Annotated in this window: 16 protein-coding genes and 4 pseudogenes; 7 read left to right on the forward strand and 13 right to left on the reverse strand. The window is 68.9% G+C overall.

All coding sequences use genetic code 11. From position 1 onward, the window contains the following. Positions 1-33 precede the first annotated feature (33 nt). The 9 genes and pseudogenes from ACF08M_RS38245 to abc-f all read right to left on the reverse strand — a co-directional run bounded on the left by ACF08M_RS38245 (position 34) and on the right by abc-f (position 9,433). Positions 34-213 carry a hypothetical protein gene (locus ACF08M_RS38245; protein WP_392189913.1) on the reverse strand — a complete coding sequence of 60 codons (180 nt, stop codon included), beginning with the start codon at positions 211-213 and terminating at the stop codon, positions 34-36. A 96-nt stretch (positions 214-309) separates the two neighbouring features. Beyond that, positions 310-642 (reverse strand): annotated as a pseudogene (locus ACF08M_RS38250) (Scr1 family TA system antitoxin-like transcriptional regulator); the annotation flags it as partial. Between the two features lie 131 nt (positions 643-773). Continuing rightward, a complete protein-coding gene (locus ACF08M_RS38255; protein WP_392189914.1) occupies positions 774-1,865 on the reverse strand; it encodes a replication-relaxation family protein in 1,092 nt (363 codons plus the stop codon). A 762-nt stretch (positions 1,866-2,627) separates the two neighbouring features. Next, complete coding sequence (locus ACF08M_RS38260) at positions 2,628-3,134, reverse strand: DUF6624 domain-containing protein (RefSeq protein WP_392189915.1); 507 nt, start codon at positions 3,132-3,134, stop codon at positions 2,628-2,630. A 122-nt stretch (positions 3,135-3,256) separates the two neighbouring features. Beyond that, positions 3,257-4,312, reverse strand: coding sequence for a hypothetical protein (locus ACF08M_RS38265; RefSeq protein WP_392189916.1), 1,056 nt, complete (start codon positions 4,310-4,312; stop codon positions 3,257-3,259). Between the two features lie 87 nt (positions 4,313-4,399). Then, complete coding sequence (locus ACF08M_RS38270) at positions 4,400-5,428, reverse strand: phosphotransferase family protein (RefSeq protein ID WP_392189927.1); 1,029 nt, start codon at positions 5,426-5,428, stop codon at positions 4,400-4,402. Between the two features lie 259 nt (positions 5,429-5,687). Continuing rightward, positions 5,688-6,989, reverse strand: coding sequence for an erythromycin esterase family protein (locus ACF08M_RS38275; protein ID WP_392189928.1), 1,302 nt, complete (start codon positions 6,987-6,989; stop codon positions 5,688-5,690). A 144-nt stretch (positions 6,990-7,133) separates the two neighbouring features. Then, positions 7,134-7,766 (reverse strand): annotated as a pseudogene (locus ACF08M_RS38280) (CatB-related O-acetyltransferase); the annotation flags it as partial. A gap of 47 nt (positions 7,767-7,813) precedes the next feature. Continuing rightward, the gene (gene abc-f, locus ACF08M_RS38285) at positions 7,814-9,433 is read right to left on the reverse strand and encodes a ribosomal protection-like ABC-F family protein (RefSeq protein ID WP_392189917.1); all 1,620 of its coding nucleotides are present in this window, start codon (positions 9,431-9,433) and stop codon (positions 7,814-7,816) included. A 154-nt stretch (positions 9,434-9,587) separates the two neighbouring features. Here abc-f and ACF08M_RS38290 point away from each other — a divergent pair, with 154 nt between their 5' ends. The 3 genes and pseudogenes from ACF08M_RS38290 to ACF08M_RS38300 all read left to right on the forward strand — a co-directional run bounded on the left by ACF08M_RS38290 (position 9,588) and on the right by ACF08M_RS38300 (position 12,852). Next, positions 9,588-10,235 (forward strand): TetR/AcrR family transcriptional regulator, encoded by a 648-nt coding sequence (locus tag ACF08M_RS38290; protein ID WP_392189918.1) that lies wholly within the window; start codon positions 9,588-9,590, stop codon positions 10,233-10,235. A gap of 108 nt (positions 10,236-10,343) precedes the next feature. After that, positions 10,344-11,158, forward strand: a pseudogene (locus ACF08M_RS38295) (helicase associated domain-containing protein); the annotation flags it as partial. An 818-nt stretch (positions 11,159-11,976) separates the two neighbouring features. Beyond that, entirely contained in the window at positions 11,977-12,852 is an 876-nt protein-coding gene (locus ACF08M_RS38300) for a pentapeptide repeat-containing protein (RefSeq protein ID WP_392189919.1), read from the forward strand. Between the two features lie 25 nt (positions 12,853-12,877). On the opposite strand, the gene ACF08M_RS38305 is transcribed toward ACF08M_RS38300, so the two are convergent. Next, a complete protein-coding gene (locus tag ACF08M_RS38305) occupies positions 12,878-13,066 on the reverse strand; it encodes a hypothetical protein (RefSeq protein WP_392189920.1) in 189 nt (62 codons plus the stop codon). A 100-nt stretch (positions 13,067-13,166) separates the two neighbouring features. Further along, on the reverse strand, positions 13,167-13,742 hold the full coding sequence (locus ACF08M_RS38310) for a hypothetical protein (RefSeq protein WP_392189921.1): 576 nt from the start codon (positions 13,740-13,742) through the stop codon (positions 13,167-13,169). A 246-nt stretch (positions 13,743-13,988) separates the two neighbouring features. Between ACF08M_RS38310 and ACF08M_RS38315 the strand changes: the two genes are divergently transcribed. Together ACF08M_RS38315 and ACF08M_RS38320 are read left to right on the forward strand one after the other, a co-directional pair. After that, entirely contained in the window at positions 13,989-14,189 is a 201-nt protein-coding gene (locus ACF08M_RS38315; RefSeq protein ID WP_392189922.1) for a hypothetical protein, read from the forward strand. A gap of 727 nt (positions 14,190-14,916) precedes the next feature. Continuing rightward, positions 14,917-15,492, forward strand: coding sequence for a helicase associated domain-containing protein (locus ACF08M_RS38320; protein ID WP_392189923.1), 576 nt, complete (start codon positions 14,917-14,919; stop codon positions 15,490-15,492). 291 nt (positions 15,493-15,783) lie between these two features. Here ACF08M_RS38320 and ACF08M_RS38325 read toward each other — a convergent pair whose 3' ends face one another. Together ACF08M_RS38325 and ACF08M_RS38330 are read right to left on the reverse strand one after the other, a co-directional pair. After that, positions 15,784-16,365, reverse strand: coding sequence for a hypothetical protein (locus tag ACF08M_RS38325; protein ID WP_392189924.1), 582 nt, complete (start codon positions 16,363-16,365; stop codon positions 15,784-15,786). Between the two features lie 230 nt (positions 16,366-16,595). Beyond that, the gene (locus ACF08M_RS38330) at positions 16,596-16,781 is read right to left on the reverse strand and encodes a hypothetical protein (RefSeq protein ID WP_392189925.1); all 186 of its coding nucleotides are present in this window, start codon (positions 16,779-16,781) and stop codon (positions 16,596-16,598) included. A gap of 327 nt (positions 16,782-17,108) precedes the next feature. Between ACF08M_RS38330 and ACF08M_RS38335 the strand changes: the two genes are divergently transcribed. Together ACF08M_RS38335 and ACF08M_RS38340 are read left to right on the forward strand one after the other, a co-directional pair. Next, complete coding sequence (locus ACF08M_RS38335; RefSeq protein WP_392189926.1) at positions 17,109-17,927, forward strand: alpha/beta fold hydrolase; 819 nt, start codon at positions 17,109-17,111, stop codon at positions 17,925-17,927. Between the two features lie 202 nt (positions 17,928-18,129). Beyond that, positions 18,130-18,309: pseudogene (locus tag ACF08M_RS38340) on the forward strand (transposase domain-containing protein); the annotation flags it as partial. Between the last annotated feature and the right edge of the window lie 251 nt (positions 18,310-18,560).

Raw genomic sequence — 18,560 nt, forward strand, 5'->3', positions numbered from 1 at the left:
CTGCCAAGAGCGTCGTGAGCGGGTGGCCGGCGGTCACCGCTGGGTGTCCTCGCCGCCGGCTACGTCGTCCTGGTCCTCGTCGTGCTGGCCGAGGAACCGGGCGAAGCCGCGGTCCGCGCGGGCCAGCAGGGCCGGAGAGGGGACGCCGTAGGCGGGCGACTGGAGGCCGCGGCCCGCCGGGGCCGGGGCGGTGGAGTCGGTGTGTGTGCGCATGAGGCCCCGCCTCTCCGGCTGGTGGTCCGTCGGTGCCGTCGACGCTACGCAGCTACGGGTCGCGCTCTCAACGAAGTTGCGGAGAATTGCGGAGGTTCACTCCAGGGCGTCGATTGCGGCCTGGATGAGCGTGCGGGCGGGCTCGCCGTAGACGGCCATCTCCGCGAGGCCTGCGAACGCCTTGGCGTAGTCGGCGAGCTCGCGCGGCTGCTTGACCTTGATCTCAGCCGTCAGGGTCTCCACCACGGCCATGGTGTCGTCGTGGACGTAGAACGCTTCCAGCGGCCACACAGTGCGCTGCGCGGTGAACGGGATGATCCCCAGCGAGACGGACGCGAGCGGCATCACGGCCAGGAGGTGGCGCAACTGCCCGCGCATCGCCTCGGGGTCGGCGGTGCGGAAGCGCAGGACGGACTCCTCCATGAGGTCCTTGCACATCGGCCCGCCCACGACCGACTGACCGGACACGGAATCGGGCGCTTACCGTGGGGCCGCGACCACGCCCCCGCCGACAGCGCATGGCTGGCGGGCACGGCCTGGAGAAGCCGGGCCCGCCGCGCTCACTGCGCCTTCGGCAGCGCGGCCAGGGCGCGGCGTTCCTCGCCGTGGCCCCTGCCGACGACCCGCCACACCGGCCGGTCGGCCCCGTCGCGGGTCAGCAGGGGCAGGGTCGTGGTCGCCACGGTGAGCCGGTAGTTCACACTCCCAACGCGGCGGGCCCGCTCGTGGAAGGCGGCCTCCCTCGTGGCCGGGGCCGCACGGCGCGGGGCCGGCGCGAAGACGAACAGCAGCGGCGGGAAGGGGCGCTCCAGGGACGGACCGGCGTAGGTTTCCTGCCAGTGGGAGCGCGGGGCGCGGGCGGCGTTCCCGCGCCCGGACGGCGGCGCGTTGCGGTAGGCGTCGTAGCGCTCCAGCTTGGCGACCAGGCGGGCATAGGACATCGTGCGGTCGATCTCCACGAACGCGCTGGCACCGTCGGCCAGCAGCACCACGCCGTCGGGCACCAGGGAGCCGGCCGGGGTGGGGTGGGCAACTTCCACCTGCCAGTCGGCGCAGTCGGCGACCTCCGCCTGGTGGAAGGCGACGACGGTGTCGACCAGGGCGAGGCCGTGCTCCCGAAGTCCCGTCTTGGCGGCGATGCGCTTCCCGGTGGTCCGGCCGGCCGTCGGCGCGAGCTCACCAGAGGCGGCGGCTTCGGCGAGGCCCGCCGGGGTGCAGTACCAGTAGCTCTGCTGAGCACGGTGGGTGCGGCCGACCAGGGCCGGGGATTCATCCAGCAGGTTGCGCAGCGCGCGACGGACGTGATCGGTGCCCTGCTGGTGGGGCAGCAGCAGCTCCTTGAGCTGGCGGGGTGTGGCCAGGCGCAGCTGAGCGAGGGTGAGCAGGACCTCGCCACGGAGGTCCGCGCCGGCCTTCGCCGCCGCGACCTTCCGGGCCCGGGACGCTTCTCTAGATACATCAGTACGGGTAGAAGAGGAGTTGCAACCGGCCGTGGCAGGCGAATCGGGGGTCTGATCAGCAACAACGCTCAGGCGGAGGCCGAAAGCTGCGGGGCTGGAAGCGGGGCTCGCTACAGGGCTCGGCGCAGGGCTCGCCGCCGCAGCGGTGCCCGCCGGGGCCGGCGGAGTGTGCGGGGTGGGGGCGGTGGTCATCGCATCCTCGCGATTCTCCGGCTGTCGCAGCCGGATTGGTGACAGGTCCGGCCCGCACGCGGATGCGCGCGGGCCGGGGCCACCGTGCGAAGCCACCCCTTGACCGCGATCTGACAGCTACCCCCGAGTAGCGTCCGTTTCCGCCTTGACCAGGGACCATTGGGCGGTTTGTCCGTGACCAGTCCCACATCCCGCCGCCCGAGGCCGCGTCGGCGTCGGGTCGGGCGCGGGGAGGAGATCTCTCCCCCGTCCGGCGCTGGTCTCTGTCCACAGGGCCGCGCGCACACGATCACGTACGAGGCCGCCACAATCAGCGAGGCGGCCCGTACGTGAGGAGCCGTCATGCCCGAGACCACCGTCACCGCGCCGCTCGCCCCGATGGAGCCGGAGGACGTCGTCAGCGCTCGGGTGGTGGCGAGGCCCGAGCGCCGCCACCATGGTCACCAACCCTCTTCTCGAATGGCTCTGCTGGCCCACGGAGTCACTCGCTCAACTCACCTCACGCCGAGGTTAAACGGCACACTGACGGATTCTCCGATCTGTCGTGGACGGTGAGGACGGGCATTGGCACGGCCGGCGGAGAGCAGTTCGGGCCCAACTGGGCCGAGGCCGGCGCCCTGTATGGGGCGCCGGCCTCGGTTCTTGAAGCAGGTCGCGTCAGCACTTGGGGCGCTGGTAGGAACCGCGCCCAGCCTCAAACGGTGGTAAGGCGTCAGCTATGAGCCCGGCGATGTTCCGCCGGACGCCGCTGGGAACGGGCCGTCAGGCCATGGCGAACTTGGCAACGTAATCGTCGAAGGGCTCGATGCCGACTTCCGCGCGGAGTTCGTCCATGCGCTTGGGCTCTTCGCAGGGCCACGGAACCGGTGCCCCGTGTTTCACGCCGACGATCTGAGTGCCGTAGATCTGCTTGCGACCCTCGTTGGTCAGTGTGCGGTCGCGAAGAAAGGCGAGGTCACGTGGGCTGGCCGAGCCTGCCGACACGGCCTGTTGCATCAGATGGAGGGCGCGTCGCTGGACGTCGAGCTGTCGGTCGGCGTGCTGGGCAATCAGCCATGCCGCGCCAGCGGCCGCCTCGCCGACGTCTTCTGCTGTCGGCCAGCCGTACTCATCCATGATCTCACTGAGTCGGTCACCGTGCCGTGCGGTCAGCCGGCGCCACGCCAGCTGCTCGGCGGGGTCGTCGCTATTCGCGTGGACTGATGACTGGTGATCAGCCGCAGCCATGGCCGTGAGTTCCTCCGCAAGTGCGGCAATGTCGTGCGCCACTCTCAACTCCCTGGTCAGGTCGATGTGTTGTGCTCGTTGCCTCAACCCTAGAAGGGCATATCGGGTTTAAAGATCATTCCGGAGAACGGTGACAGGCACCTCCACCCACCGCGATAATGGATCTACTCCCGGAGCCAGAAGGACTTCTGCGCCTGCGAGGCGAACACCCGGTGGACGGCTTTGCCCGAATACGACAGCCGCAGTGTGAACAGGTGGCACTTGACCACCTCGCCAGCCACCCGCACCCACACGTCCGCGAAGTCGACCGCGGCTTCCTCGCCGGGCAGATGTGCTTGGGGCACCATTCCCTCCAGGTACTGGCGGCCTTCACGGTCCTCTGCCACGATCTCCGGCCGCCGTTTGCGGACGTAGTTACGCAGAGTGGAATACGACGCCAGGTCGAAGTCGTGCTCCTCGGCCAGGCGCTTCTGGATCCGTTCGACGGTGTGTTTCTGCTTCCGCGGGGCCCGACGTGACCATGTCCTCGTAGAGGTTGACCGGGGGTAGGACAGTCGGGCCCGTCCGGTCTCCTGCACACGTCGAGCGACGGCGTGCCGGCCGGGGCCTTGCGGCCGGTGAGGAACAGAGGCCCGCGGGTGCGGCCGGCGATAAGCCGGGGCAGCAGCTGGGCGGTGCCAGACTGCCAGTGGATCCACTCCGTCGCCCCGCCCTTGGCGGTGATCTTTCCGCGCTTGTCCTGCGGGTACAGGTCTTCCACGTTCAGGCACAGCACCTCGTCGGCCCGGGCCGCGGACTCGGAGAGCATCTTCCACTGCGTCTCGGGCGACGTCCAGGCGCCACAGGGCGGCGATCTGGCTCTCGGCCAGGGCCCTGGTGCGGTCCGGCGGGGCCGGCCGCCGCTCGATCCCGATCGTCGGATCGCCTTCGATCCAGCCCTGGCGCTGCCACCAGCCGATCGCCTTGCGGGCGATGGACAGCTCCCGGTTGACCGTCTCGGCGTCCATCTCGTCCGCCCGGGTCGCCGCCAGCTCCGCCAGCAACCCCGGCAGCGCCGGCTTGTCGATCGCGGCCACCGGGAAGATCGGGGGATTCGCGCCCCGGCGGGCCGGTCCGGTCGAGGCCGGCTCGCCGGCGAACATCCATCCCCACGTCGTCAGCGAGATCCGGTAGATCCGCGCGGAAGACTTCGCGATCCCCGCGCCCGCGCAGAACAACAAACCATCGCCTGACCAACATGTCGCCGGGCACGAGACAGGTCAGGGTGTCAGCGACTCGTCGATGAACCTGGGGATGTCAGCCGACCGCTATGGTCGCTTTGTTGGAACCGGCTGAAGCCCGGGCCAGCGAGCGAGCATTCGTTGGCGCATAGCGGTGCTGAGGCTGCTCACGCCGCTAAGCGAGGTGTGGTCGGCCGTCATCTCGCCAACGACACCGAGCCGGTGAACGAGCCGTTGCCGGGCCGTCGCGGTGCCCCATGTCCAGTCCCGGTGCGGAATCCGGGCCAGGTGATCAGTGCTTTCGCGGCGTGCCCGTTCAACCAGCCCATCGCCGCGAAGTAGCCAGCCGGCGCACGCGTCAGTGAGGTCACCTAGGGCCTCGGAGCCGGTCGCGGTGCGCCACGCGTCGCGGTATGCGCTCTCCGCCCGTTCCAGCAGCGGCTCCGAAGATGAAGTGACACACCAGCAGGTCGGAAAACCGATGCGCAGATAGGCGAGCTCCATCAAGCCGCTGCCCAGTGACGCTTGCTCGAAGTCGATGAATCTGACCCCCGTGGCGGTGTGGAGATCATTACCGGGACAGGGGTCCCCGTGGAGAAGGGCGTGCCCACATGTCTGGTCGAGCCGGTTCACGAGGTCATGGAGTTCACTGAATACGCCAGGCGCGACAGGAACCTCCAGAGCCACGGCCAGCCGCAGGAAGGAATCGATATCGGCCTGGTTCGGGCCTTGCCACTTGGGAAGTACCCCAACGTCCTCCGGACGGGCGGCGGCATGCAGCCGCGCCAACGCGCCTGCATAGTCGACGATCCAGTCGCTGGCCGGGCGCCGGTGATCCAGATGCTCCAACACCAGGACCCGGTCGCCGGGATCGGTAGCCAGCACCGCGGGCACCACGGGAGTTTCCCCTCGGGCGGCGAGCCGCAGGGCGGTCACCTCGCGGGTGTATCGCTCGCCGGCATCAGGACCGTCGACGATCTGCTTCACCACCACCGTTGCTTCTGGCAACACGACGCGCCACACACGCGAGCGAGGGCTGCTGCCCAGTCTGCGAGAGCGTCTAGGTGTTCCCAGCTCGGCCCGTAACTCGTTCCCGAACGGCAGTCGCAGCCACATGTGCTCATCCTTCCATGTGAGGCCGACCTGGCCAGAGCGGTTGACGATGGTCAGAAGAGTCGCGATGAACACCTTGCGCCGGTGGGCCAGGCGTCGCCACGCCTTCGAGCTGTTCAGTCTGCCTGTGTGGAAAGGCGCTCCACCGGGGCCGGTCACGGTGAGCACATCGCCGGGCACGTCCAGGACCGCCGGCCAGTCGGCGGCGGGCTCGGCACGGGTGTGCTCTCTCGGCCTCACCGCCCAGGGTCATTGGCCGGTCTCACAGGTTTTCGAGGTTGTCGGCCACGGTGGAGGTCGGGATGTGGAGGATGGCGTCGAACGCCTCGAGGACGGGGGTGTGGAGGTAGGCGCTTTGGATCCGGATGCGGTCGGGGCCCGGGGCAAGGTCGGCGTTTCCATGGGCCGCCTGCGGGCGTGCCTGGTGGAGATCGGCGATGCTGAGCCCGAGTTCGGCGTCGGCGAAGGCGGCTTCGATGCTTCCCGGCTCGGGCGGCTCCAGCGCGGTGGCGTCGATGGTGAAGCCGAAGGGTGTGTTCTCGTCGCGGGGCATGTCCGCGGTGTGTCCGGTGGTGCTCGTCAGGGCGAGGGCGACGTACTCGTCGCCGAGCGCGCGGTGCAGGTGCTGTCCCATGGGAAGTCCCGTGAGGTGGCCGCTGAAGGACACGGGTGTCTTCTGGATGTGGGCGTTGTGAGCCGCCAGCACGACGCGGGTTCCGGGTTCGAAGCGTTCCAGGTGCCACAGGACCGACTCGGCCATGTAGACGTCGCGGGCCGAGGTGTCGGCGGTCAGCCCTTTGCCGGCGAAGAGGTCGGCCATGGCGCGGAAGGTGTAGTCGGCGTGGCAGGCGCCTTCGAGTCGGCGCACGGCGATGTCGTAGCTGCGCTGGTCGCCGCGGGAGACGTACAGCGGTTCGACGGAGCGGAACCGGATGAGCAGGCGTGTCAGGGTCGCGCTGAGGGCGTCCTGTTCGGTGGTGGCCAGGCGTGCCCACGCGGGCGCGGCGACGGCCCCGGAGCCACCGGCGAACGATTTGGCGATCCGCATCGCCTCCCGGACGACTGGCAGGGTTTCGGGATCGATCCGGCGTAGGTAGTCGGCGACCGGGGCCAGGGCGGGAAGCAGGGATCCACCGGCCGCCGGGATGTCGATGCCTGCGAAGCGCACCGGCGGTGAGGCGGTGCGGTTGTGCCGGCGTATCCGGCGCAGCGGCTCGTCGACTCCCACGGGGATCGTCCCGGCGAGGTGGGCCGACAGGTCGTCGTCCGTCCCCTCACCCTTGGCCCACGCGTCAAGGGTGAAGCCTTCGCTGAAGCCGTACTCGAAGGCCAGGACGGTGAATCCGCAGCGTTCGGCCAGGAACCGCAGGATGCGCTCGCGCATGGATGCGAACTCGTCGATGAAGTGGGAACTTTCGCCGATCGCGACGACACGTGCGTCGCCGATGACGGCGCGCAGCGGCTCCAGGTCGTCGAGCGGCGCCTCGGGGTCGAGGTGGTCGAGGGGGACGGCGTGGGTACGGAGCCAGTCGGCGAACGGGTTGTGGTGGGGCGAAGCAGGCATGCTGACAGCTCGATTCTCGCTGCTGGAATGGTGGAGCGCGGACAGGGAGCGGGTCACCGCGCAGGTCGTCCTGGGCCGGGTTCGTTCAACGGTCCGTGGCGCTGGGGGTGTTGGGTCCTGAGGTGCCTTTTCCACGTGCCCGGGTGCCGCGTTCTCCAGGTCGTCGATGCTGCCGGACATGATCGAGCGGATGTGTTCGGTGGTGCGCTGGAGAGGCCAGTCCCACCAGGCAAGTGCGAGGAGGCGGTTGATGTCTGCGTCGCTGTAGCGGCGGCGGATGAGGCGGGCGGGGTTGCCGCCGACGATGCCGTAGTCGGGGACGTCGTCGACGACGACGGAGCCGGAGGCGATGATCGCTCCGTGGCCGATGCGGACGCCGGGCATCACCATGGACCGGTATCCGAACCAGACGTCATGGCCCACCACGGTGTCGCCCCGTCCGGTCAGGCCGGTGATGAGGTCGAAGTGCTCGGCCCAGGAACCGCCCATGACCGGGAAGGGGAACGTCGAGGGGCCGTCCATGCGGTGGTTGGCGCCGTTCATGATGAACCGCACGCCCTCGCCCAGCGCGCAGAACTTCCCGATGACCAGCCTTTCCGGCCCGTAGTGGTACAGCACGTTGCGCGTATCGAAGGCGGTCGGGTCATCGGGGTCGTCGTAGTAGGAGAAGTCTCCGACCTCGATCAGCGGCGAGGTGATCAGCGGTTTCAGCAGCACCACCCGCGGCTGTTCGGGCATCGGGTGCACCACGGTCGGGTCGGCGGGAACAGGCGGCATCACAAATTACTTCCTTTCTGAAGGGATGTCTGCGGGTCTGCAGGGCCTCAGGCCCTGGTGGCGGACGTCGCAATCGCCTGCATGTCCAGGTGGGCGCCCCACCAGCGCCGACGCAGCCGGCGATCATGGCTGACGATGACGAGGGCGCCGTTGTACCCGGTCAGGGCAGTTTCCAGCTCCTCGCCGAGCGCGGGGGACAGATGGTTGGTGGGTTCGTCGAGCAGCAGGACGTCTGACGGCTCGCTGAGCAATCGCGCCAGTGCGAGACGCTGCAGCTGCCCTGTGGACAGCCGGCCGACCGGCACCGTGAGCTGGTCGCGGTCAAACAGGCCGAGGGACAGCAGCCGTTCGGTATATCCGGCGGCCTCCCCCGCCCGTCCACGGGCGAAGGCGTCCAGTACGGTCTCGTCCGGTACTCCGGGTTGCGGCTCTTGGGGGAGGTAGCCGATTCTGCCGCGGCAGGTGACGTTCCCGCTGTCGGGGGCGACTTCCCCGGTCAGGACGCGGAGCAGGGTGCTCTTGCCCGCTCCGTTCGGCCCCGTGATCAGCAGGCACTCGCCCGCCGTGACGGTGAGGCTCATGCGGGTAAGCCGGTCCGTGACGGCGATGCCGGCGGCGTCGAGTACGGTGCCCTGCAGGCGGCGGGCCCGCAGTACAGGGGTGAAGCACAGCGGCTCCGGCGGAGGCGGGACCGGGTCGGCGAGGAGGCGGCGCAGCCGTTCCTCGGCGTTGCGCACCCGGCTGGCCAGCGATTGCTGCACCCGGCCGCCCGCCCGGTCGTAGGCCAACTTGTTGCCGTCCTTGATCGGACGGCCCGGGGCCACCTGGCGGGCGGTGGTCGCGGCGGCCGCACGGAGCCGGTCGATGTCGGCCCGCCACTGGTCGTGCGCCTGGGCCCAGCGCTGCCGGGCAGCCGCCTTCTCGGCGAGGTAACCGGTGTAGCCGTTGCCATACCGCACGACGCGACGCGTATCGGCGTCCACCTCCAGCAGGCTGGTGGCAACCCGTTCGAGGAAGACCCGGTCGTGCGAGACCGCTACGGTGGTGCCCCGCCGGGCGCGCAGGTGCTCTTCCAGCCAGCTCAGGGCGGCGTCGTCGAGATGGTTGGTCGGCTCGTCCAGCAGCAGCACCTCCGGCACCGCCGCCAGGACGGCCGCCAGTCGTAACCTGACCCATTCTCCGCCGGACAGGCTACCCACGGTACGGTCACGGACCACTAGCCCCAGGCCCAGTCCATGCAGAGCACGTTCCACTCGGGCGTCGGCGTCGTAGCCGCCGCGCAGCTCGAAGACCGTGAGCAGTTCGCCGTATTCGGCCATGCCGGACTCGTCACCGTCGGCCATCGCGGTCTCCAGACGGCGCATTCGCTGCTCGACCGCACGCAGATCGCTCAGCGCCCGGTCGATGACCTGCTGGACGGTCGCCTGCGGATCCGGCCGCTCGCCCTGGGCGAGATAGCCGACGCCGCCGGCGGCCTGGACGACGACCTCGCCCTGATCGGGCCGTTCACGCCCGGCGAGCAGTCGAAGCAACGTGGTCTTGCCCGATCCGTTCTCACCGATGATCCCAGTGCGCTCGCCCGCGGCGAGCGAGCAGGTCACCGAGTCAAGAACGAGCCTGCCGTTGAAGGACTTGCTGACGGCGAGCGCAGTGATCTGTGTAGGCATGCAGGGGCTCCAAAGCATTCGAGAACGAGGTGGCCGTCGAAGGTTGCGCGGCCGGGCGAACGCTTCGGGAGAGCATCGATCACTCCACTAGTGCGACAACTGCTGCTTTAAGATCCTGCCATAACGACGACGCCCCGAGCAAAGGTATTCAGTGATGACGCCCGCAGACCCAGGACCGGAAGGCACCCGTCCGCCGCCGACCCGCCGCCGGCCCGGGGGCCGCACCGCCCGTATTCGTCAGCAGGTGCTCGACGCAGTCGTCGCCGAGCTCGGCGAGCACGGTTATGACGGGCTCACCACGGATACCGTCGCCGCCCGCGCCGGCGTGCACCGCACCACGGTGTACCGGCGCTGGGGGGACGTCGGCGGCCTGCTCGCCGACGTTCTCGACGCGGCGAGCGACGACGACTGGCAGCCGCCGGACACCGGCTCACTTGAAGGCGACCTGGCAGCACTGAACCAGGAGATCCAGACAGCCCTGACTGCACAGCCATCGATCGTGACAGCGCTGATCGCCGCCTCGTTCCGCTCCGAGAAGGCCGCCCACGCCCAACAGCGGCTCTGGGAGGACCGGTACGCCCGCTGCGAGATCATCGTCAGCCGGGCCGTCCGGCGCGGCGAACTCTCGCCGCAGACCGACGCCCGGCGACTGCTCATCGCCGCCACTGCGGCGCTGTACCACCAACTGGTGCTCCTCCGCACGACCCCCGACCCTCAACTGCCCGGTCATGCGGCCAGAACCGCCGCCCTCGCCGCAGCCGCCGGCGCCTTCGCCGAGCCCCCGTCAACACGCGATGCCTGAGTGAGACCTCACCAGTTCCGCACCCTTTACCGCTGCCGCGCCATCCGCGCAGGTGATTTTGTTTCAGGGGTCGTTTCCTTGCTCTCGGCCGGTGAAACGGACCCCTGACGGCGCAAGACCCTGCTGGACGCCCCCGAGGCCGGGATGGTGTGGGAACCGGGCGAGGAAGCCTGGGAGAACAAGCTCGCCGCGCTCCGGTCGTACCGGCGGGCCACCGGACACCTCGCCCCGCGCCAGGGCGCCATGTGGGCCGAGGGCGAATCGATGGTGCCGGTCGGGCAGCACATGGCCAACCTCCGCCGGAAGGGCGCGAAGAACGGCCTGGGCAAGGACCCGGAGCGGGCCGCCATGCGCGCGGCGCAGCTGACGGAGATCGACCCGGACTGGGACTGCCCTTGGCCACTGGACTGGCAACGGCACCACCGCGTCCTCGCCGGCCTGGTCGACGCCGACGGCGTCCTGCCGACCATCCAGCCGGGTGTGCTGTTCGAGGGCGACGACCTGGGCAAGTGGCTTCAGCGGCAGAAGCAGCCTGGTGTCTGGGCGCAGCTCCTCCCCGAGCAGCAGGAGCGGCTGTCCAAGCTGGGCGTGCAGCCCGCTGAGGCTCCGTCTCCCGCCCCGGCAGCGCTGGTGCGACGAAGGGCCCGAGCAAGGCGCAGGCGGCGTTCCAGCGGGGTCTGGCGGCCCTCACACAGTGGGTGGAGCGGGAAGGCGTGGACCGGCCCGTGCCGAGGGGGCACAGCGAAGAGATCACGGTCGACGGCGAGGCGGAGCCGGTGGCCGTGAAGCTGGGCGTATAAATTTCGAACGCGAAGTCCAGGAGGGATCGGCTGGACGCCGACCAGCTCGCCGCCCTCTCGGAGCTGGGCATGGACTGGGCGAGGCCGGTGACGGTCCCCCAGGCCGCCCCGGACAGCCTCTGACCGCTTTCCTGCGCCGTGACCGGACCCCGGGCCTCTTGAAGGCCCAGGGTCCGGTGCTGTGTCGTGCGCCGACCCGCGAGCGGACATGCTGGCCTGGACACCCGTGACCTCACCCCACACGCCCGGCTCCCCCACCCCACACCCTTCCGACGCGCAAAACCGACACCGACCACCGTGCCGCCGCCCAGCCCTCGAAGGATCAGAAGTGCCGTTCCCACGACACGTACCGCCCCACGGCAGCCGCGCCCGCCGCACACACCACCCCGCGTCAGTGACCCGATCCCCCGAACACACCACCAACAGCACAAACACAACAATCTGACATACCGTCACCAACCACTCACTCACTCACTCACTGACACCGAACCGGCACATCGCAGTCAGGACGGTCAGGGCCGGACTCACGGCCGAACCGGCCGCCCGCTCGGTTGAGCGGGCGGCCGCCGCCCTGCTGGCCCCATAGAACCGAATCGCTGCGCTGGCATGGGGGGTTGAGATCAAATACAGGTATGCCTCCCACGCCTGCCCGTCGCCCCCGGCTACGCCGTACCACCCGCCTCACTGCCCGGACCTCCACCCGCCGGGGAGCAGGCTCCACCCGGCCACCGAACACTCCCACTCCCCCTGACCCAGACCCGGCCACTCCCCCTGACCCAGTCCCGGCCCCCGACCCTGCTCCTGACCCTCCTCCTGCTCCGGCTCCCGATCCCGATCCCGATCCTGCTCCTGCTCCTGCTCCTGCTCCTGCTCCTGCTCCTGCTCCTGCTCCTGCTCCAGGGGAACGTCCGGAGGCCCTGGACTGGGCGCGCCGGATCGAGTTGTTCACCGTCGTGGTCACCGCTGTCGTGGCGGTGGTGGGTCTCTGGTACTCGAACGTTCAGACCAGACAGGCCAATGAGCAGGCCCAGCAGGCCAACACTCAGGCGCGGGACGACCGGGCGCTGGCCAAGGAGGGGCAGATCACCGACCGGTACACGGCGGCGGTGGGAAACCTCGGTGAGGACAAGATGGACGTGCGGCTGGGCGGCGTCTATGCCTTGCAGCGGATCATGCAGGACTCCCGCCGCGACCAGCCCACCATCGCCAATGTCCTCGCCACCTACATCCGCACCCACGCTGCGAAACATCCCGCGAAGAGCCAGGACATCCCGGCCGACGTCCACGCCGCCCTCACCGTCCTCGCCACCCGCGACACAACCCGGGACGACGTCTTCCTCCTCGATCTCCATGCTGCCAAGCTCCCCAAAATCAACCTCGCCGGGAACGCACGCGAAACCGATTCAGGAGCGGCCTTGGGCGGCGCAAATCTGAGCGGCGCGGACTTGAGCGGCGCGGAGCTGTACGCCGCGGACCTGACAGACGCGGACCTGAGAGGTGCGGACCTGAGAGGCGCAGACCTGACAGGCGCAGACCTGACAGGCGCGGACTTGGCGGGCGCGGACCTGAGCCTCGCGGACCTGAGCCTCGCGAATTTGAGCGGTGCGAATCTGAGCGGTGCGAATCTGAGCGGCGCACACCTGGGCCGCTCGCTATCCGACAGCGATTACCTGAAGGGCCCAGACCTGGCTTACACGGACCTGACTGACACGAACCTGAGAGGCGCAGACCTGAGATACGCGAAGAACCTGACAAGGGAGCAGGTCGACTCGGCCCTTACTGACGCCGATACACAGCTGCCAGCCTCGCTCCGGTAGCCCCTGGCGACCTTCAGCCGGCGCGTCAGCGGATGCGCGTGACGGTCAGGACGCCGTGGCGGCCCACCGCGGCGAGGACCTCGACCACGAAACCGGTGTCCAGGCCTGTGAAGGCCTCCCCCTCGACCACACCCCCACCGGCCTCCCCCGCACAGGCGAGCTCCCGGCCGATCCGCGCGGCCAGCCCCGCGGCGAGACGGGCCGACAGCCTCACCCCGCTCTCCCCTGCCGAAACCAGGGCCAGACGCCGGGGCCGGGCCCGCGGCCCGGTGAACCCCACGACCGCGGCCTCGACCGTGTCCGCGTGCCGACCTTCACCCAGCCACGCCTGCCGGCGGGATAGGGGGCATCCCGCTTCGCGACGATCCCCTCGATCCCCAGCGACCGAAGCGACTCGTACCAGTCCAGTGCGACGTCGTAGTCGTCGCTCGACGGCACCACCTGAATCGGCGGCCCGACACCGTCCAGGAGCTCCACCAGCAGAGCGCGGCGGGCGGTGTAGGGGCGGCCGTGACGTCGCCGAGGTCGGGGTGGTGCAGGACGTCCCAGACCATGTAGGAAGCGGGATACCGGGCGGCGAGAGTCCGGGCGCGGGGCAGGGTCGATGCGGCGCGGGACTGGACCGCGCCGAAATCCAGGCGGCCGTCCTTCCAGATGACGGCTTCGCCGTCCAGGACCGTGCCCGGGAGCAGGGAGTGCATGCCGGCGGTCGCGAGGTCCATCCAGTGACTGGTGACGATCCGTCCGGACCGCGCGTACAGCACCACACTCTCCTCCGTGCGGCGCAGCACCATCCGGTGCCCGTCGAACTTCGGCTCGTACCACCAGCCCGGCCCGCGCGGCAGCACCGGCACCGCCTTCGCCAGCGCCACCCTGATCGGGAACTCCACACCCCGATCCTGCGACCCCCGGCACACCGGGGCTCGGCGAGCGGGCCGGGCGGCCCAACCGCCCCCGGCCCTCGAGTGCAGCGCGGTGCGCCGTGGTCCCGGCCGGGCTCGTGCGGGTGCAGGCAGACGCGCGGCATGGTCGCACGGCGTGGCGCAACGCCGCGGCGACTGGCTCGTTCTGGCTCTGACTGGCTTTGATTCACGAGACCGGCTGACTACGGCTGACGGAATCGCCAGAGTGTTCTCGTGATCGAAGCCATCGGCATCATCGTCAGCGCACTGATCGCCTTTGGGGCGCTGACGGTCAGCTTCCTTGCCCACCGGCACCAAGTACGTCTGGCCGCATTGCTCGAAGCGAAGGAGCGCCGTCTGGAAATCCTTGAACGGCAGGCGGCCGCCCGCCAGGCGGAACTCGATCGAGCAGGCGTCCTTGCCAAGCGTCAGTGATCGATATCCGCGTCGTCATGAGGCCCTCCGCCCTCGCCGAGGGCCTGGCGGCTCCTGAACTATTGGTAACTAACCGAAGCAACCAACCTGTTCTGGACCTTGGCGCACAGATCGCCGACGCCCCGGTCGTCAGTGTCTCAGGAAGCATCCCATCGTCCAGCTCCCGGTCTTTCCCTCTCCCTCAGCAGCAGGCGCAGACTGCCACCAGGTCGCCGATGCAGTTGAACGTCGAGTTCACCGATGCTGGAGGAATCCGATGGCGCCGGGACGGCGGCGGAGGACTGCGGGAAGGCGCCCGGCTGGAGACTGGAGAATGGACATGGGCGCCGAGGGAGGGCCCCACGGTAACCATCGCGGGTTCACTGGTGCCTGCCCCCCTCGGTACCAACCACGCAAGCAACTCAGGCGTTTCCACCCGTCGGAGGCGCTGGGGTCTGCCCTTGATGGCTGCCGGAGTTCTCCTGGCCGTCATCACTTGGGTGGTGTGGACCTTCTGGTGACGCCCCGTGCGATCTCGCGATTTCGTGCCAGTACGCGACCTGCGCCTATACAGCCCGGTGACAGTACCGACACCCCCGATCTCTCATCTCATGACAGTGGCAGCACGTCCAGCGACCCCGACATATGACTCACTGACCAGTACGTCCGGGCAACACACGGGGAACCCGCCACTGTCACACCATTCACCGACACAAAACCGAGAGATCGCAGGTCGAGGCGCGACGCAATGGTGCCCATCGGGCAGCACATGGCCAACCTCCGGCGCAAGGGCGCGAAGAACGGCCTGGGCAAGGACCCGGAGCGGGCCGCCGTGCGCGCGGCGCAGCTGACGGAGATCGACCCGGACTGGAACTGCCCGTGGCCGCTCGACTGGCAACGCCACTACTGCGTCCTCGCCGACCTGGTCGACGCCGACGGCGTCCTGCCGACCATCGAACCCGGGGTGCTGTTCGAGGGCGATGACATCGGGCGGTGGCTGAAGCGGCAGAAGAACCCGGGCACCTGGGCACAGCTCCTGCCCGAACAGCAGAAGCGGCTGACCGCGCTGGGCATCAAGCCCGCTGAAGGGCCGTCCCCTGCCCCGGCGCCGGCCCGTGCGGCAAAGGGCCCGAGCAAGGCACAGCAGGCCTTCCAGCGGGGCCTGGCCGCCCTCGCGCAGTGGGTGGAGCGGGAAGGTGTGGACCGGCCCGTACCGAGGGGGCACGGCGAACAGATCACGGTCGACGGCGAGACCGAGCCGGTCGTCGTGAAGCTCGGCGTCTCACCCCCGAACAACGCGACGCACTACGGAAGCTCGGGGTGAAGTGGGCCGTGTAGCGTCCGGTGCTGACCTGGCCGATGCCGACAGCCAGCTGCCCGGCATCACACCCGGCGTCCTCATGGACGGCAACGACATCGGACTGTGACTGGAGCAGCAGAAGCGCCGAGGAAACCGGCGCCTGCGGGCAGCTGGCCGACCTATGTGCCCTGGTCCTCCGCGTTGCCGATGACGACGTGAGGGACCAGGGCAGGTGTCTGTGGACTTCGTAGCCCGCAGAAACATGCCGTGAGCGGCCTGCAGAGACCGAGGAACCGATGCCCTCAGCCGGGTCGGTCAGGTGGCGGGCAGGATCTTCCAGAAGGTGACGTTGGCGTTGCCGGGGTTGGCATAGGCGTTGGTGTCAACGTCGTTCCGGGCGCCGGTGAGGGTGCTGGCCTCGCTGACTTCCAGGAAGCCGCCGCGGTCGGCGTAGGTGCTCCACAGCTGGACGGTGTCGTTGAAGCGGACGAGGCCGTCGAAGGGGCCATTAGTGCTGGTCTGGTCGAAGATCTGCCAGCGGCTGCTGTTGCCGTCGCGGTCCTTGCCCCACGCGGTGGTGACGTCGTACAGGCCGCCCTTTTGCTGCTGGACGGCGGTGGGGCTGCCACCGGCGTCGAGGAAGCCGCCGTTGCCCTGGTAGAGGTTGCGCAGATAGACGATGTCGCCGCTCTTGACCGACGCGCCGGTGGCCGCGCAGGACCCTGAAACGATCTCCCACGTACCGCTGTCGCTCTGACGGTTGGCGACCGCCGCGGTCGACACCTGGTACTTCGCCCCGCCTGCGCTGGCGCCACCGTTGACGTCGAGGTATCCCCCGTCACCGTTGTAGAGGTTCAGCAGGTGGAACCGGTCCCCGTAGTGCAGCTCGTTCGCCATGTGCTGACTCCTTTCACCCTGAACATCCCGCCGGAAGCGCGCTGTTGGGCACAGCTGTTAACCGATTCCGGCGATGTCAGATGCTTCCGGCGATCGCCACCGACACGCCCGGACGAACCAGATGATCACCCCTTAGTGGGAACATCCTTGACACTCAACGTGATCCGGGAGAAGCCGGACGCGGCGAGACTCCGTGGCCTTCGGACCAGCCTGAGGAGGCCGGGGGCCGGCTACCGGCGGCGCGGGATGGTGACCCGGGCCTCCGCCAGGACCATGCCGGTCGCCGGGTCGCGGTGCACGGGACCGTACAGGCCCCAGTCGGCGTCACCGGCCGCGAGCCAGCCTCCATCCCACGGGGCGCCGGTGGTCGTGAGTACGCAACCGGCGAGCGGGCCACCCAGGAGACGGACGATCACAGCGGTAGCTCCATCCGGCGGGAGCTTCCCGCCTCCCCCCACCACACCCTCAACACCCCCGCCCCGAACAAGTTAACAACGCCCTCGTGCGGGTGCGGCTATAAAGGCCAACGAGCCAATGGTCCGTTTGTGGAGTAGTGGTCGGGGCAGAGGTGAACCAGCGACTGGGCGATACCCGGTTCCCATGCTGTACTCAGCTTTGAGGCGATCGGAGAGTGAGTGACCAGATGATCGAGCGTTCCCACCGCTCGGTGGCAGCGAGCCCGCCGTCCTGTGCCGACCCCGTCTTCGCCGAGGCGATGGACGCACGCCTGCGGAGGTGAGCGCGTGAGTTCTGAGGGGTTTCAGCACGTCAAAGTCGGTGACATCGATATTGCCTACGTTGAGTCCGGCCAGGGTGAACCGCTGGTTCTGTTGCATGGCGGGGAGAGCCATAGGGGGCAGTTTGATGCCTTCCGCCCCCTGTTAGGCGCTGGAATCCTGGCCATCAGCTTCGACCAGCGTGACACCGGCGACACACTCAACGGGCCCGAGCCGTACGACATCGTTCGGCAAGCTGCTGACTGCGCCGACTTCCTTGCCGCGCTGGGATTTGAGCGCGCGCATGTTATGGGAGCGTCGTACGGCGCAGCGATCGCCATGCACCTGGCGATCCACTACCCCCAGCGGGTCGCGTCTCTCATACTGTCAGGCGCCACCCCGAGCTGGACCATGACCGAGAGCTTTGGTGACCGCATCGTCGCCATGGGGCCGGACGCGCGGGCGCAGTTCGCGCTGGACCTGCTCCTCACACCCGAGGGGCAGGCGAACGACCCGCAGCTCGTCGCCGAAACCAAGCGCGCCCTGCGGGGGCGTCCCGTGGACGCCGACGCACGCCGCATGACAGCGATTCAGAACCACGACTGCACTGCCCGGCTGCATGAAATCACGGCTCCTACTCTCGTGCTGCATGGCGCGGAGGACCCCATCGTCCGCGCTCAGGTCGCCGAACTCATGGCATCGGAGATCCCTGGCGCACGTCTAGTGATCCTGCCGCGTACTCGGCACGGCATCACCTTCGAGGCCCGTGAGCAGGCCGCACGCCTGGCGCGCGACTTCGTGCTGAGCCATGCCGTGGGTACAGCCAGCACCGGAAACGGAGGCTGACAGGAACGGTCACTGCGCGGTCGGACGTCGTTGCGGTTGGCGGAAGCCGAGTTGGCGCTGTATCGGCCTTGCGCGGCCTCCCGACGTGCCTCAATGCCACAAAGTTAAGGCTCAGTTGACGTTGTCAAGTGCGAGCGCTGAGGAGACGGGCCTCTGCTATCCAGGGGATCGACCAAGATCTTCCTGAGAGAGCAGAGGCTCGGTGGCTCAGTCTGTCACGTACGGAATCGATGACCTGTTCGCACCTGGGCATGTCGGTGAATTGACGCAGGTCATCCCGACCGAGCTGGTGGATGCGGTGTTGGACGAGACCGGGACTCGCGAACGACGGCTACGTAGTCTCCCCTCACGCGTCGGGGTGTACTTCGTGCTCGCGTGCGCCACGAGGCGCGGTGTTTTCGAGTAGTGGTGAAAGACCACTGCCGTCGGGTCGTCGCAGCGGCCCGATTGAAGCTGGGGACAGCCCGGTCCGGGGAACGCCGGGGAAGGTGGGAGCAGTCCCGACAACGACGGGACGGGCCGCTACTGCCAGACGGTCCGGGTCCGGCTAGCAAGGCCAGTGGGCGTAACGAGAGTGAATCGGTGGTCGAAGCCCCGTAATCGAAGTGCCGGCTCGAAACCTGGCGGATCAGG

Source organism: Streptomyces sp. NPDC015032, from assembly GCF_043080425.1.
Taxonomy (GTDB): domain Bacteria; phylum Actinomycetota; class Actinomycetes; order Streptomycetales; family Streptomycetaceae; genus Streptomyces.